Here is a 16,631-nt window from a genome sequence, read left to right as displayed (position 1 = left end):
GATAGAATGTATATCTTCATAACCTAGGTATTGTTAGCAAAATATTAGCAAATATTTTTTGATACATATATAAATGTTAGAATTGGGTGATTTTCTATATAAAAAATCATCAAATACTTACCTAAAAAGCACTACTATTGATAAGTAGTGCTTTTTTGATATCTTTTATGGGGGAGGATTTATAGATTGTCGGGAAATAAAAATATAATAAATCAAAAGAAAATCATCGTTTTATGTAAGTTTTACTAGAAAAACTACCTTTTAATTTGGATAGTTATATTCTCCAAACTGAGTAGAATATACTTCATCAGGAGTAAAAAATTAGTAAGTTATAATTTTGGAGGATATATGAATCAAGTAAAATTTATGGAAAACGTAGGTAAAGTTGCAACTGTTACTGCTGTAGCTATGTATGTATCTTACTTCCCACAAATCATGCATAACCTAGCTCATCCAGGTACTGGCGATTGGATCCAACCACTTGTAGCTGCAATCAACTGTACATTATGGGTAGCGTATGGTTTATTCAAAGAACATAGAGATATTCCAGTAGCATTAGCTAATGCACCAGGAATCTTCTTTGGCTTAGCAGCAGCTATTACAGCGGTTATGTAATTTAAAGAATAGAAACATAAAACTATAACGTTAATGATATATAAAACTATAACTTTAATGACATATAAAACTATAACTTTAATGACATATAAAATTACTGTTGACCGTTGTTAATTATATATATCATAATGAATGCATCTCTTAGATTTATAAGAGGTGCATTTTTTATGTAAATAATTGAGAGGTATTTGTTTGATTTTATGAGGGGTGTTACGTTGTTATGGATTACTTTCACTATACATACAAACACAATCATATAGATTTCAATAGTGATATATATAAGGTTAGTACATATCATTACAACTGGCATAGTGGCGTAGAGGTGTTGATCTTGTTAAAGGGCAGAATTGACATGAGTTGTAATAGTGAGGTTTTCACGATGGAACCTCTTGATACAATTATCATTTCCCCTCAAGTTGGTCATGCTACGTTGGCATTAGAAGAGGATACAACGGCTCTTGTTATTCATGTAGGCAAGGAGTTTTTCCAATACTTTGATCCGAACTTTGGTATGTACCAATTTGTATTGCGATCAGATAAAACTAATCGGTATAATGAATTCTTTACATCACTACGTCATCGTGCTGCACAAATGATGTTGTTAATGGTAAATAGTGAAAGTACTGATCGTCAATTATGCTTGGAGAATCATTATTTAGCCATGATGAGTGATATATATCGGGAAATTGATGCGGTTAAGACTATCCCTGTACATACAAAGCCTGCTGATATGACTGTAGCTACCTTTGATAAAATGATTGCCTATATTGATGAAAATTATAAGCAGAAGATAGAGTTAGAAGATATTGCCAAAATTGGCGGTTATAATGTGAACTATACATCTCAGTTCTTTAAACGCCAATTAGGAGTTTCCTTTTTAGAGTATTTGTTGCGGTTGAGATTACGAGAGGCTACAGTTCGTTTAGCTAACTCTGAGGATGGGGTGGCTCATATTGCGAGTAGCTGTGGCTTCGCAGATATTAAAGCCTTTAATGTGGCCTTCAAGAAGCACTTCCATACAACACCATCTGAATATAGAAAACAAGCAAAAGAGATGGGGCGTAAAACAAAGTTACATGATTGGAAGGAAATTATCTCTACTCAGGAAAAGGATATTATAGATATATTGCAAACCTATTTACCATATCAAGATGCCTCTATCAATAAGGATAGATTGGAAGAGGCTAATCAAAAGTTACAGGATGTTAGAGAAGAACTTGAGCTGGTTGTAAAAAAATTACAATCATAATTTTCATTGTTATAATTCCTTGTAATTGCTTATAATTTTATGATTTTGAAAATTAAAATTAGGGGGATATACAATCATTAGGTATAGGTGATTTTGTATATTTGATAAGCATATAAAAATAAATGATGAAAGAGCACTACCTTTTGATAAGTAGTGCTCTTTTTGATGTTTCTGAATAGGTGTAATTGTATATTTTACATAGGTAAAAATATAATTATATAGGTGATTTTGTATGAATTTAGCGTGCTTTCACAAGCAAAAATCAACTTATAAATTGGATAGTTATATCCTGTAAAAAAGAGTACAATGAAATCATCGAAAGGAGCTAAGGTTCCGAAACAGAAATAATCACGTCTTAAATAATGAAGTCTTTTTGGAGGTTTGCGATGAGTACGAAGGAACAACAAGTACAAGAAATGACAAATAAGATAGCTAATTTCATTTCTTATATGGCAAAGGTATTGCCTGATGATGTACAAGAAAAAATTCATGAATTGGCGCAGGATGAAAAAAATCCCATGGCCAAATCTATTTATGAGACAATGCAACATAATATGGATTTAGCAGCTCAGCTTAATCGTCCTTCTTGTCAAGATACTGGTGTATTACAATTCTGGGTAAAGGTTGGATCTAATTATCCATTACTAGGAGAATTAGAAGATATCCTAAGAGAAGCAACCTATAAGGCTACACAAGAAGCTCCATTGCGATTGAACTGTGTAGAAACTTTTGATGAGTTTAATACTGGTAAAAATATTGGCCTCACTGCACCTTATATTCACTGGGATATCATTCCTGATCGCGATGATGTAGAAATCTTCCCTTACATGGCTGGCGGCGGGTGCTCCTTGCCAGGGTCCGGTAAAACATTGATGCCAGGTGAAGGTTATGAAGGTGTTGCTAAATTTGTTCTTGATTTGATGACAAGCTATGGCTTAAATGCATGTCCTCCACTATTGGTAGGTGTAGGGATTGCTACAACTATTGATACAGCTGCTGGATTATCTAAAAAGGCATTAATGCGCCCTGTATCTTCAAAAGCACCTAATGAAAAAGCGGCTTATATGGAACAATTGTTAGAAGATGGCATTAATAAGATTGGTATTGGACCTCAAGGTATGGGTGGGGATAAAACTGTATTAGGTGTTAACATTGAACATGGTACACGTCATCCATCTGTTATTTCTTGTGCTGTTAGTGTAGGTTGTTGGAATCATCGTCGCGGCGATCTCGTATTTGATAAGGATGGTAATTGCACAGTTAAATCTCATAAAGGAGTGACATTATAATGGCTAAGAAAATATTAACTACACCAATTCAAAAATCTGATTTAGAAGGCATTAAGCCAGGCGATGTAATTTATTTGACTGGGCATATTACAACTAGTCGTGATATGGGGCATCGTCGTGTGGTAGAAGAAGGTAAAACTTTACCGGTTGATGTTAAAGATGGGGCTATACTTCATGCAGGTCCAATTATTCGAACTATAAGCGATAATGAATTTGAAGTAGTATCTGTAGGTCCTACTACATCTATGCGAATGGAAAAATTCGAATATGACTTTGTTAAAAAGACTGGTGTACGTCTCATTGTAGGTAAAGGTGGCATGGGTCCTGAAACAGCCCGTGCATGTAAAGACTTTGGCGCACTACACTGTGTATTCCCTGCAGGCAATGCAGTTCTTGCTGCTACAGAAGTCGAAAAAGTAGAATCTGCTAATTGGCGTGAATTAGGTATGTGTGAGACTTTGTGGACTTTTAAGGTTAAAGAATTTGGTCCGCTTATCGTATCTATTGATGCAGAGGGCAATAACTATTTTGAAAATAAAAAAGTAGAATACAATGCGAAAAAAGAAGAGGTGTTAGAAGAGCTCTATAAACACGTAGGCTTCATTAAATAATTGCATTGTGACATGTAACTAAATAGGAGGATTATACGGATTTTGTACAATCCTCCTTTTTTGTACCCTTTTTTAGGTATATTACACGTATTGGGAGGTATTTATGGATACGAGTGTAATGATAACTCTTGGCTTCTTGGTATTTGCCATCGTCATGTTTGCATGGGAGAAAATTCCATTATCTATTACTGCTATGGTTGTAGCAGTAGGTTTGCACTTAAGTGGAGTCTTATCTGCTAAAGAAGCATTCGCCGGTTTTGTAGATCCAAATGTCTTACTATTTATGGGTATGTTTGTTATTGGTGAAGCTTTCTTTGCAACAGGCGTAGCCGTAGGCGTAGGTAATGTAGTTCATAAGTTTGCTAAAACTGAAACATCTTTACTCGTTGCAGTTATGATGATTACAGGTATTTTATCTGGTTTCTTATCTAATACGGGTACAGCTGCTGTACTGATTCCTGTAATTATAGGTATCTGTAAAAAGAGTGGTTTTAAACAAACTAAGTTATTGATGCCTCTCGTATTTGCAGCAGCCATGGGGGGGAATATCTCCCTTATCGGCGCTCCAGGTAATATGATTGCTCAAGCCGGATTACAACAAGCAGGCTTAGGCTCCTTTAATTTCTTCGATTATGGTCTAGTAGGTTTACCAATTCTCATCGTAGGTACTATATTCTATGCTACAGTTGGAAAACGCTTCTTGCCAGATGCTCCTAGTCATCAACCAGATGGTGCTTTTGAAGGTAATGATGATTATAGTCATGTGCCATCTTGGAAGAAATGGACTGCTGCGATCATATTGATTTTAACAGTGGTTGCTATGATTTTTGAAAAACAATTAGATGTAAAACTCTATGTAAGTGCTTGGATCGGTGCGCTTGTGTTAGTAGCGACTAATGTTATTAGCGAAACGACAGCTGTTAAATCTATCGACATGAAAACAATTATGCTCTTTGCTGGTTCCATGGCTCTCGGTGATGCAATGGTAAAAACTGGTACTGGTAGCGTGATTGCTGACATTATCGTTAATAGTCTTGGGGCGAGCCCATCTCCAATTGTTGTGTTAGTAGTAATCTTTGCGCTTGGTGTGTTTATGACAAACTTTATGTCTAATACAGCTACTTGTGCGTTACTAGTTCCTATCGGTCTTAGCTTAGCGCCTCAACTTGGCTTCGATCCTAAAGCGGTTCTTGCAGCCATTGTAATTGCAAGCTCCTTGGCATATGCTACACCAATTGGTATGCCTGCCAATACTATGGTATACAATATAGCTGGTTATAGCTTCATGGATTATGTGAAAGCTGGTTTACCACTTATCGTTGTATCAAGTATCGTAGCACTTATTTTACTTCCAATCCTATTCCCATTCTAATAAGATAAGTATTCGGTATATATTGAAAGCCCTGATGTATATTTACGTCAGGGCCTTTTCTTGATTATCTGCATATATTGTATTTGTTTTGCTATATATTAGTTAGATTACTAAATTTGTTAGACATAAGTATTAGACATTAGAGCAACTTTCACATATAATAGAGTAATGTAAGTGTACAAATATACATTCACAGTAGACATATTTTGTAAAACGTATACGTCTATCTAATAGTTGTTATATAGGTTTATGTGGCCATAGCGCTGAGGAGGCTTTATGTTAAGCGATATTGAGATTGCCCAACAGAATAAAATGGAAAAAATTCAGGTTATTGCCGATAAGTGTGGTTTAACACCTGATGATATTGAACAATATGGTCATTATAAAGCGAAGATTTCTTTTGATGCCATTCGTCGCTTAGAAGCTAAGCCAGATGGTAAATTGGTGCTTGTTACGGCTATTACACCTACGCCAGCAGGGGAAGGTAAGTCCACAACGAGCATTGGTCTCGTACAAGGCCTACAAAAAATCGGTAAAAATGCGATTGCAACCTTGCGTGAACCATCCTTGGGCCCTGTATTTGGTATCAAAGGTGGTGCTGCAGGGGGTGGTTATGCTCAAGTAGTACCAATGGATGATATCAATCTTCACTTCACTGGTGATATGCATGCCATTACAGCAGCCAATAACTTGTTGTCCGCTATGATTGATAACCATATCCATCAAGGCAATGAGTTACAAATTGATTTACGTCAGCTGTCTTGGACACGCGTTCTAGATATGAATGACCGTGCACTTCGTAATGTAACAGTTGCTCTTGGCGGTAAAGTATGTGGTTTCCCTCGCGAAGATCACTTCATGATTACTGTTGCTTCTGAAATTATGGCTATTCTTTGCTTAGCTAAAGATTTAGAAGATTTGAAAGAACGTTTTGGTCGCATTGTAATCGGTTGTAATTTAGCAGGTGAGCCTGTGTATGTACATCAACTTGGATGCCAAGGTGCGATGGCCCTTCTTATGAAAGATGCTATCAAACCAAATCTAGTGCAAACATTAGAACATACGCCAGCCATCGTTCACGGTGGTCCATTTGCAAACATTGCTCATGGTTGTAATTCCATCGTAGCTACAAAATTAGGTCTTAAATTAGGTGATATCGTAGTTACAGAAGCAGGCTTCGGTGCTGATTTAGGTGCTGAAAAGTTCCTGGACATTAAATGTCGTTACGGCGATATTTTCCCTGATACAATCGTTATCGTAGCTACATTACGAGCTCTTAAAATGCATGGTGGTGTACCAAAACAAGAGCTTAATACAGAAAATGTTGGAGCTGTTACTAAAGGTTTCAGCAACTTACAAAAAGCCATTGAAAACATGCGTTACTTCAACGTACCTGTACTGGTAGCCATAAATAAATTTGCTACCGATACAGATGCGGAAATCGCTGAGTTAACTCGCTTGTGTAATGAATTCGGCGTGCCTGTTGAGCTTAATGAATGTTGGGAAAAGGGCGGCGAAGGCGGCATCGATATGGCTAAAAAGGTTGTTGAATTGCTTGAGGGTCCAAAACCAACACCTAAATTCGTATATGATGTAGAAGATAGCTTAGAAGAAAAGGTAAATAAAATCGTTACTACGATTTATGGTGGTGATGGTGTTATCTTTACGGATAAAGCTAAAAAGCAAATTAAACAATTAGCGGATTGGGGTCTCGATCGCTTGCCTGTATGTATGGCGAAAACACAATATTCCTTGTCTGATAATCCTGCGTTGCTCGGTGCACCAAAGGGCTTTACTATTACTGTATCCGATATTCGCGTTGCCAATGGGGCCGGCTTTATCGTATGCCGTACAGGTGATGTAATGGTTATGCCAGGCCTTCCTAAACGCCCAGCAGCTCTCAATATGGATATAGAAGCAGATGGTACGATTAAAGGCTTATTCTAATAGTAAATACTTATAGTTAGTCTTTCTAAAACGGATTAATCTTTAAGACTAATTTTAATTAGAGTTATAGCGTTTATTGTTTAAACTGTTACAGTTGTATAGTAATTATAAGGAGATAACAAGGTTCCTCTTGTTATCTCCTTTACATGAGGTATAGATATGAAATTAGTAGAACAAAAAGTAAGTGACTTTTTAGCCGCTACTGCATCTAAAGAACCTACACCTGGTGGTGGTGCCATTGCGGCCTTAACAGCTGCAACGGGCGCTGCATTAGCTGAAATGGTGGCAAACTTAACCTTTGGGAAAAAAGGATACGAAGAGGTTCAAGCTGAAATGAAAGACCTTCAAAGGAAGGCGGAATCTATTCGGAATCGCATGCTTGAATTGTCCCAAGCTGATGCGGATGTATTTAACATCTTTATGAACGCATTAGGTTTGCCAAAGAATACTGATGAAGAAAAGGCTATGCGTAGTGCCGCAATTCAGCAAGCTTATAAAGATGCGGCTATGGTGCCCTTTGAAATCGGTGAATTAGCGTATCAAATCTTTGATTTAGCGGATATGGCAGCTCGCAAGGGCAATCAAAATCTTATTACAGATGGTATTATCGCTGCTATTAATGCTCGTGCTGCGGTAAAGGCGGCATTCTTAAATGTACGTATCAATTTATCTGGGATTAAAGACGAAGCCTTTGTAACTGATATAACTACAAAAATGAATGCTATAGAAAAAGATCTTGATGCTAAAGAGGCGGCTATTATAGGTTTATATGCATAACTAGCTCAAAATAGCAATTTAAAATAATAGCTTGAAATAACTTGATAGATATATAGATATATTAATTAATAAAATCTGAACGGTTTCGAACGATTTATACTTTTGAGAGTATAATGTTCGGAAAAATTAAAAAAGAGAACTTATTATTGCTTTTAAAAATAATAGGTTCTCTTTTTTCTATTGTTAAAATCCGAACGATATTGTAAAATAAATGGGTGTTATTTCGAGGTTTGATGTAGGAGACATTATGACAGATCAAAAACAAATGAATACGGTCGATAGTATGTTGCCAATACCACAGCTCTTTGCCTTTGGTTTACAGCACGTATTGGCCATGTATGCAGGCGCCGTTGCCGTACCTATTATCGTGGCACAGGCCATGCACTTGCCTGTGGAAGATTTGATTCGCTTAATTACAGCGGACTTATTTACTTGCGGTGTTGCCACATTAATCCAGACGTTAGGTTTTGGTAATATTGGTGGACGTATTCCAATGATCCAAGGGGTTACCTTTGCATCTGTAGGCCCTATGGCCATGATTGGGGCTCAGCATGGTATGACTGCTATTTACGGCGCCATTATTGTAGCCGGTTTATTTACATTCTTGATAGCGCCATTCTTTAGTCGCCTTATTCGATTATTCCCACCTGTAGTTACAGGTACAATTATTACCATTATCGGTATTAACTTGATGCCAGTTGCCATTAATTGGATGGGCGGTGGTGTAGGCAATCCACAATTTGGTAGTTTTACAAATATTGGACTCGGGTTCCTTACCTTCTTAATCGTCGTGTTTGTTTATAAATTTGCAAAAGGTTTCTTCAGTAATCTTTCTGTACTAATCGGTTTGATTGCGGGGACAGCTATTGCTTTTGCCATGGGTGTTACCAACTTTGACGAAGTTGGTCGTTCCAGCTGGATTGCAGTTATTGAACCTTTCTATTTCGGTTTACCAACCTTTGATTGGGCTTCTGTGCTTTCCATGATTATCGTAATGCTTGTTGTTATGGTTGAAACAACTGGTGATAGTATTGCGATTGGTGAAATTGTAGATAAGCCAATTGGACGTAAAGAGTTGGCATCAATCATTCGTGCTGATGGGGTGTCTACTGTTATCGGTGGTATTCTTAATAGTTTCCCATATACAGCATTTGCTCAAAACGTGGGCCTTATTGCTGTAACTGGTGTTAAGAGTCGCTTTGTAGTTGCTGCATCTGGTGTGATCTTGATTTTATTGGGATTATTCCCTAAATTAGCGGCTATCGTAGCTAGTATTCCAAATGCCGTATTAGGTGGCGCTGGTATTGCTATGTTTGGTATGATTGTTGCTAGTGGTATTCGTTCCTTGGGCAAGGTTAGCTTTGAAGGCAATCATAATTTAATGCTCGTAGCAATCAGTATTGGTGTAGCTATGATTCCTATTGCAGCGCCAAACTTTTATGCTAATTTCCCTGCTTGGGCACAAATTATTTTAAAATCTGGTATTACCTTTGGTAGTATTATGGCGATCTTGCTTAACTTACTACTTAATGGTGTTAATCATGGTGATGAAATTAAAGAAATGGGTCGCCGATAAGAATTACTATATGAGAACTCTGTTCCTAGGAGCAGAGTTCTTTTTTAGTGATTAAATTCATAGGAAAATTGTATGAATACTATGATATAATAAATAGATAATTGTAGAATAATTTTATGGTGCTTTCAGTAATACGAGAATCATAAAAAATGGCTGCAATTACATGTTGAAATAAAGTTATGTATATATGGTATGTTCCCATAAGAAGGGAAGGGTTACATGGCAGACGGAAAAATTATTGCTATCTCTATTAGTGAGAAAAAAGGGCAAAAGAAACATAATATTGAATCCGCTAATCTTATTGTAGATCACGGTATGGAAGGTGATGCGCATGCAGGCAATTGGCATCGTCAAATCAGCTTGCTTGGCATTGCAAGTATAGACCATATGCGCGCTCAAGGGGCGGATGTTAAACCTGGTGATTTTGCAGAAAATATCACTGTTGAAGGTATGGTACTTTACGAATTAGCCGTAGGTACACAATTACAAATTGGTAGTGATGTAATTCTTGAAATCACTCAAATTGGTAAGGAATGTCATCATGGTTGTGAAATCATGAAACAAGTAGGATCTTGTATCATGCCTACACAAGGCATCTTTGGCAAAGTCCTTAAAAATGGTACGATTCACGTAGGTGATGAAGTATCTATTATTAAATAACTCTGTATTATAAACGAGGTGTGTTATGAAAGACGCATGGGGCCGTACAATTGAATATGTACGTCTGTCGCTGACAGATGCGTGTAATTTTTGTTGTCCCTATTGCCGACCTGCTGAAATTACACCTCAAAGTCAAACACAATTATTATCAGTTGATGAATGGATGACTATTTTAGGTGCCTTCCATCGTATCGGCGTGAAAGCAGTGCGCTTAACTGGTGGCGAGCCATTGTTGTATCCTCATATTGAAGAGCTGTTAACCCGTATTAAGGATACTGGTTGGTTTGAAGATATATCTATGACTACGAATGGTAGCCTACTTGCATCTCGAGCACAACGATTGAAAAAACTTGGATTGAACCGAGTGAATATTAGTCTCGATTCTCTTGAAAGTGATGCCTTTGCTACTTGTGTAGGTAAAGAAGGTCAGCTAGATTCTGTGCTAGATGGTATTCGTAGTGCTATTAGTGCAAACTTTAAATCTGTGAAGATTAATACTGTATTATCTCGTCATTGGTCTGATGAAGAAGTCAAATCTTTGTTACAGTATGTAGAAAAATGGCCTGTTATATGGCGATTTATAGAATACATGCCATTCCAAGGTGATGCATTCCATGGACCGACCTTTGATGAGTGGCGAGCTCAATTGGAACGTGTAAGTGGGGGGCCTCTTACAGAGGTTCACTCTGTGTATGGTTTTGGTCCTGCTACGTATTTAGCGTTGCCAAGTGGAAAGGCTGTAGGCTTCATCTTTTCTATGTCTCATAGCTACTGTGATACATGTAATCGCGTACGTCTTACATCAGATGGGCAAATGCGTTTATGCTTGTTGCGTGATGATGAGGCTGATCTTGTATCTCTTGTGCGCAATGGGGCCACAGAGGAAGACTTAGCTTTGCATATTGAACGTGCGTTGCAACGAAAGCAAGAACGTCATGATGGCGTAGGTATGGAACAACCAGAACGTCCTATGTGGCGCATTGGAGGATAATATGGGATTTTTTGATTTTCTAAAACCAAGATCAAAGGAACATATTGAAGAATGTTGGCCTGGTGGCAAGATGCTTCAAGTCCATATCGAATACGATACACAATCTGCTGTCATTACCTACAAGGGGCGTTATGGATTGCAATTTAATGTGCCAAAGGCAGATGTGACAGATATTATCGTCAAAGAAGTAAGCCGTACGCATAGCGTTCTTCAACTGTATAGTGGTGCTGACTGTGTAGGAACTAGTGATATACTCCCTACAGAGGCTTGTAATACGATGAAGGATTGGCTAAGGCAATATTGATGTATATGTTTTATAGGAATGTAATAAATATTCTTTACATTCCTATAAAATAGGCATATAATTAGTCGTGTCATGGACCACTAGCTCAGCTGGCAGAGCACCTGACTCTTAATCAGGGTGTCCAGGGTTCGAACCCCTGGTGGTCCACCAAATAAACCCGCACAGTAGTGCGGGTTTTCTTATTATTTATTTGTAATCTGTTAGTTATACTAGTGTATTGTAATGAAATTAAATAATGTATATATTATAGATGATATCCTTTTGTTGAAAATTATATAGAACTATAGGGAAAATTAAAATATAAAATACAGTAAGGTTCTTTGTTACTGGCATGATTCTCACTACCTAGGAGAAATTTATATGGATACGGAAGTACAAAATGCACTTATACAATTGGAAAAACTTACAGATTTATACTTAGTTATATTTGGTGAAAATTCTTTAGATAGGGTTATTTATATGGATCCTCTTTATGGTTATGAGCTATCTGAAATAAAAAAAGGAATTGATGCTTTAGCAACTGCAATTGATAATAATAAGCCCATTGAACAAATACCAAAAAAAATATATGACGAATTGATATTTTAAGCTTTCTACTATCTCTTCTTCTGATTGAGCTGCAATAGCTATGATGAGGTTATTTGGTATGTAATGTTTTATATATTATAGACAATAAAGATGTAATAGCTTATGATTGCTATATAATAATTTTTCTCATTAGGAGGTACCCAATGGCAGTAGATGTTTCTAGAACACAAGATGTATATAAAGATGCAGGCCAAAGTGTTAACTTTACAACCTTATTATTAAATCGCAAAGATCGTGACGCAGAACTTGAAGTTATCCAAGATATGGCAGACCGTATCCAAGCCATTAAACGTTCTGTTAGTATTCGTGCGAATGGTGAAGGTTTAGGCATTGCCTTTGGTTTTAGCCGTAAAGCATGGGATTATTTATTCCCTAATGCACCGGTACCAAAAGAGTTAGAAGATTTCCAAGGTATTAAAGGGGATAAACAAGACGTACCAGCTGTAGCAGCAGATTTATTCTTACATGTGCGTTCTAATGATGAATCCGTTACATATACGGTAGTAGATCAAATTATGGAGTTCTTACGTCCTATTACATCTGTAGTAGATGAAACTCATGGTTTCCACTATGAACAAGGTCGTGCTATCATCGATTTCGTTGATGGTACTGAAAACCCTGTTGGTCAAGAGGCTGTTGAGTGGGGTGTTATTGGCGATGAAGATCCTGAATTCACTAATGGTTCTTATGCATTTGCTCAAAAATATGAACATGATCTTGATGCATGGCGTGCACTTCCTACGGAAATGCAAGAAAAATTCATTGGCCGTCGTAAATTCAGTGATATTGAATTAGAAGATGATGAAAAAGATCCAGCAGCTCATAATGTAGTGGCTCAAGATAATCGCGATGATGAAGAACATAAAATCGTTCGTATGAACGTACCGTTTGCTCAACCTGGACAAGGTGTACGTGGCACATACTTTATCGGTTATGCTCGTTACTGGGATGTAACTAAAACAATGCTTACTAATATGTTTACGCAAAACGATAAATTGCTTGATTATTCCAAACCTATTACAGGTATGCTTTTCTTCATTCCATCCCTTGATACATTGGATGCTATTGCAGAAGGCGAGTTATAATCGACATAGCTATTTGATGTATATTTTTATAGTTCGTGATGCTCTATTTTGTTAGCAGTAAACAATTCGAGTAAAAATATCATTTAATTCTATAGAAGCGCTCCTTTTAGGGGCGCTTTTATGCTATAATAAATCTATTAAACTCGTAAAATCCATTGTAGTTATGAATGAGGTATTCCATGAATTATACTAGCACCCGCGGTACCGTTGCGGTAAATGAAACATATGCATTGTTGCACGGCTTAGCAGAGGATGGTGGTTTATATGTACCATCTTTATTCCCTACAAACTGCTTAACTTACAATGATGTGAAAGATAAAAACTATCAAGAGGTAGCAGCTGTTGTATTATCCAAGTTGTTCCCATGTTTCTCAGAAGCTCATTTAAAAGAAATGATCAACTCTGCATACAGTGATGCTAATTTCAGCACTCGTGATATTGCACCGTTACATTCCTTATTAGAAAAGGTTTCTGTCCTAGAATTATTCCATGGCCGTACACAAGCTTTCAAAGATATGGCATTGTCTTTATTCCCATATCTATTAGTAGCGGCAAAAGAGGCTGAAGGTGAGAAAAAAGAGGTTCTTATCTTAACGGCTACATCTGGTGATACAGGTAAAGCTGCCCTTGAAGGCTTTAAAGATGTACCTGGTACTCACATTCAAGTATTCTACCCAACTGATGGCGTAAGTCCAATGCAAGCTGAGCAAATGCAAAAGCAAGAAGGGGACAACGTTAATGTTACTGCGATTCACGGTAACTTCGACGATGCGCAACAATTCTTGAAACGCTTATTCGTTGATAAAGATACTGCAGAAGAGGTTGCTGCAAAAGGTGTTATGTTCTCTAGTGCGAACTCTATTAACATTGGTCGCTTGGCACCTCAAGTGGTGTACTATGTGAATGCCTATGCAGAACTTGTTGCACAAGGCGCCATTCATGAAGATGAAGCATTCAACGTTGTGGTGCCAACTGGTAACTTCGGTAATATTTTAGCTGCTTATTATGCTAAAAAAATGGGTATTCCTATTGGTAAATTGATTTGTGCATCTAACCAAAATAACGTGCTTACTGATTTCTTTGAAAGTGGTACATACGATATGAACCGCCCATTCTATACAACGATTTCTCCGTCTATGGATATTCTTGAGTCTTCCAACTTTGAACGTTTCTTATACTATATCTCTGGTGAGGATAGTGAACGCACAGCTGGTTGGATGAAAGATCTTAAATCTACAGGTAAATTGACTGTAAACGAAGAAGAATTCAACCGCGTTAAAGCTAATTTTGCAGGTGCTTATGTAGATGACGAAGAAACAAAAGCCATCATTGAGCAAGTGTACAACTCCTATGGTTATGTAATGGATCCTCATACAGCGGTAGCTATGGGTGCATACATGAAGGAATTAGAGAAACACCCAGAAGATGGTGCGCGTCATACAATTATTGCATCTACTGCACATCCATTTAAATTCCCTACAGCTATTTGTGAAGCTTTAGATATTAAAGTTGGTGATACACCGTATGAAAGCTTAGATAATATTTCTGCTGTAACGGGTGTAGCATTCCCTAAACAATTGGAAGCATTGAAATCTAAACCATTGCGTTTCACAAAAGCAATCGATAAAGAGAATATGAAACAAGAAATTCTTGATTTTGTAGATACATTCTCTAAATAATAGGATGCCGCCTTTCGCTAGAAGGGCGGCATATATTTTGGTTTTATATATTCCGTATCTCCTGTATAATAGATTGCTAAGATAGATAATACAGGGATAGTAACTATTTAGTTGTACTATAGTGTATTTGTATAGGGAGGTAGTATGGCTAAAAAAGGTCTTATGTATGCATTATTGTCGGCACTCTTATTGAGTACGATGAATTTATTTGTAAAGATGCTAGGCTCTAACATTCCATCTGGGGAAATTGCCTTTTTCCGTGGTTTATTTGGAACCATAGCTGTTCTCATCGTTATGTATACCCGAGGTATCCGATTCTCGAAAGAGGATAGAGGACATCTTGTTATGCGTGGCTTATATGGCGGCTTTGGTATGGTATGTAATTTTATTGCTTTAGTGCATCTAAAGTTATCCGATGCGACGATTTTATTTCAAACATCAGGTATATTCGTACTGATTTTTAGCGCCTTATTTCTTAAAGAACGGGTGCCTAAAGGGGCAGGAAAATGGCTACTCTTAATCTTTGTAGCTGTTATGGTTATGGTAAATCCATTTAGTTTTACTGGCTTTACTTGGTTTGCCTTGGTGGCTATTTTAGGGGCAGCTCTATCTGCAGCTGCGTATACGACCATTCGCCTTATATCTAAAAGAGGGAAACATAGCAATTTCGAAATTATGGCTTATTTCATGATTACAGGGATGATTGCAGGCCTCGTTACAACTGATAAGCTCGTTATGCCACAGGGAACAGATTGGCTTATCATTTTAGCTATTGGTGGTATTAGTGTGGTGGCACAGTTCTTCTTGACTGGTGCTTTTGTTACCACAAATGCTGTAGTAGCTCAGTTTTTACAATATGTTGGGGTATTCATTAGTTCATTCTATGGCTTCCTATTCTTTGGTGAAAGCTTGTCTATTGAAACCATAGGCGCTGGTGTGGCGATGTTCGTATCTTCTGTTATGTTGGCTCGCCTCAAAGAACAAAGTGGACCTTTACAAGAAGGAAAGGTTATAGAGGATAAAATTAAATAATTGTCGAATCTATACAATAATAGACGTTGTATGACAGTAGAGGTGCTAATCACATTCGTGATTGGCACTTTTTAACATGGTGCGAAAAGTACGCATAAATACTGATTTATTACAATTTTAGATTGACCTATGAAAAACTATATTAAATAAATTCGAAAAACTACATCGAAAAATATTGACATCTCTTCATCTTTCCTTTATGATTAGTACAGTTATTAACGCATTCTCAATTAAGTGTATCTAGGAGTAGTGAGAAATGAAGGAATTTTTGAACGATTTTAAAGCTTTTGCATTCAAAGGTAACATGATGGACCTAGCTATTGGTATGATTATTGGGGCTGCTTTCACAGCGTTGGTTAACTCAGTCGTAAGCAACTTGTTCATGCCTATTATCAGCTTGTTCACAGGCGGTATTGATTTCAGCAACTTGTACTTGCCATTAAGCGCAGGTTCTAAAGACGCATTCATGGCTGGTGCAGATATTGCTACAGCACGTGCAGCAGGCTCTGTATTGCCATACGGTACATTCATTACCGACTTGATCCAATTCTTGATCTTGGCATTCGTTGTATTCTTGATGGTTCGCGCATTAGCTAAAATGATGAAAAACGCGAAAGAAGAAGAAGCTGCTGAAGCACCTACAACTAAAGAATGTCCATTCTGTAAAACAGAAATTCACATTGATGCAGTTAAATGTCCTAACTGTACAGCAGATTTGAAATAATTCAAATTTAAAGCTACATAAAAGGAGTAAGGCCTAGGCCTTACTCCTTTTTGTTGTATTACGCCAGCTTTCTAGTATAAAATATATGCTCATGCCATGCTGCGAACCGAATATAATGAATTGTATTCCACC

Annotated in this window: 16 protein-coding genes and 1 tRNA gene; all 17 read left to right on the top strand. The window is 37.3% G+C overall.

The window, feature by feature from the left end:
• The first annotated feature begins 348 nt into the window (after window positions 1-348).
• The 17 genes from Q7P05_RS09350 (at window position 349) to mscL (ending at window position 16,499) form a co-directional block, all read left to right on the top strand.
• Window positions 349-615 carry a SemiSWEET family transporter gene (locus tag Q7P05_RS09350; protein ID WP_004698672.1) on the top strand — a complete coding sequence of 89 codons (267 nt, stop codon included), beginning with the start codon at window positions 349-351 and terminating at the stop codon, window positions 613-615.
• A gap of 220 nt (window positions 616-835) precedes the next feature.
• Entirely contained in the window at window positions 836-1,864 is a 1,029-nt protein-coding gene (locus tag Q7P05_RS09345; RefSeq protein WP_195186564.1) for an AraC family transcriptional regulator, read from the top strand.
• A 386-nt stretch (window positions 1,865-2,250) separates the two neighbouring features.
• Window positions 2,251-3,153: a L(+)-tartrate dehydratase subunit alpha gene (gene ttdA / locus Q7P05_RS09340; RefSeq protein ID WP_156719049.1), complete on the top strand. Its 903-nt coding sequence runs from the start codon at window positions 2,251-2,253 to the stop codon at window positions 3,151-3,153.
• Window positions 3,153-3,764 (top strand): L(+)-tartrate dehydratase subunit beta, encoded by a 612-nt coding sequence (gene ttdB / locus Q7P05_RS09335; RefSeq protein WP_298631191.1) that lies wholly within the window; start codon window positions 3,153-3,155, stop codon window positions 3,762-3,764. The genes ttdA and ttdB overlap by 1 nt, the downstream gene beginning before the upstream one ends.
• Window positions 3,765-3,867: 103 nt before the next feature.
• Window positions 3,868-5,136 carry an SLC13 family permease gene (locus tag Q7P05_RS09330; RefSeq protein WP_303931814.1) on the top strand — a complete coding sequence of 423 codons (1,269 nt, stop codon included), beginning with the start codon at window positions 3,868-3,870 and terminating at the stop codon, window positions 5,134-5,136.
• 276 nt (window positions 5,137-5,412) lie between these two features.
• On the top strand, window positions 5,413-7,083 hold the full coding sequence (locus Q7P05_RS09325) for a formate--tetrahydrofolate ligase (protein ID WP_295804621.1): 1,671 nt from the start codon (window positions 5,413-5,415) through the stop codon (window positions 7,081-7,083).
• A gap of 159 nt (window positions 7,084-7,242) precedes the next feature.
• Window positions 7,243-7,860, top strand: coding sequence for a cyclodeaminase/cyclohydrolase family protein (locus Q7P05_RS09320; RefSeq protein ID WP_295826177.1), 618 nt, complete (start codon window positions 7,243-7,245; stop codon window positions 7,858-7,860).
• A 247-nt stretch (window positions 7,861-8,107) separates the two neighbouring features.
• Entirely contained in the window at window positions 8,108-9,436 is a 1,329-nt protein-coding gene (locus Q7P05_RS09315; RefSeq protein WP_303931810.1) for a nucleobase:cation symporter-2 family protein, read from the top strand.
• Between the two features lie 219 nt (window positions 9,437-9,655).
• Window positions 9,656-10,096, top strand: a complete 441-nt coding sequence (locus Q7P05_RS09310) for an MOSC domain-containing protein (RefSeq protein WP_227721202.1) — start codon at window positions 9,656-9,658, stop codon at window positions 10,094-10,096.
• Window positions 10,097-10,121: 25 nt separating this feature from the next.
• Window positions 10,122-11,087 (top strand): GTP 3',8-cyclase MoaA, encoded by a 966-nt coding sequence (gene moaA / locus Q7P05_RS09305; protein ID WP_119209113.1) that lies wholly within the window; start codon window positions 10,122-10,124, stop codon window positions 11,085-11,087.
• A gap of 1 nt (window position 11,088) precedes the next feature.
• Complete coding sequence (locus tag Q7P05_RS09300; protein ID WP_119206974.1) at window positions 11,089-11,391, top strand: hypothetical protein; 303 nt, start codon at window positions 11,089-11,091, stop codon at window positions 11,389-11,391.
• A 74-nt stretch (window positions 11,392-11,465) separates the two neighbouring features.
• Window positions 11,466-11,541: transfer RNA gene (locus Q7P05_RS09295), tRNA-Lys, on the top strand.
• A gap of 210 nt (window positions 11,542-11,751) precedes the next feature.
• Window positions 11,752-11,979 carry a hypothetical protein gene (locus Q7P05_RS09290; protein WP_227721586.1) on the top strand — a complete coding sequence of 76 codons (228 nt, stop codon included), beginning with the start codon at window positions 11,752-11,754 and terminating at the stop codon, window positions 11,977-11,979.
• Between the two features lie 143 nt (window positions 11,980-12,122).
• Window positions 12,123-13,064 (top strand): Dyp-type peroxidase, encoded by a 942-nt coding sequence (locus Q7P05_RS09285; protein ID WP_227721587.1) that lies wholly within the window; start codon window positions 12,123-12,125, stop codon window positions 13,062-13,064.
• A 179-nt stretch (window positions 13,065-13,243) separates the two neighbouring features.
• Window positions 13,244-14,743, top strand: a complete 1,500-nt coding sequence (gene thrC / locus Q7P05_RS09280; RefSeq protein ID WP_005385956.1) for a threonine synthase — start codon at window positions 13,244-13,246, stop codon at window positions 14,741-14,743.
• Window positions 14,744-14,887: 144 nt separating this feature from the next.
• Window positions 14,888-15,775, top strand: a complete 888-nt coding sequence (locus tag Q7P05_RS09275) for a DMT family transporter (protein WP_005385958.1) — start codon at window positions 14,888-14,890, stop codon at window positions 15,773-15,775.
• A gap of 256 nt (window positions 15,776-16,031) precedes the next feature.
• On the top strand, window positions 16,032-16,499 hold the full coding sequence (gene mscL / locus Q7P05_RS09270; RefSeq protein WP_119209110.1) for a large conductance mechanosensitive channel protein MscL: 468 nt from the start codon (window positions 16,032-16,034) through the stop codon (window positions 16,497-16,499).
• Window positions 16,500-16,631: the final 132 nt, after the last annotated feature.

It is taken from the genome of Veillonella dispar, assembly GCF_937975875.1.
In the GTDB taxonomy this organism is placed as follows: Bacteria; Bacillota; Negativicutes; order Veillonellales; family Veillonellaceae; genus Veillonella; species Veillonella dispar_B.
Note: the sequence above shows the minus strand (reverse complement) of the source record. Positions and strands in the feature narration are given on the sequence as shown.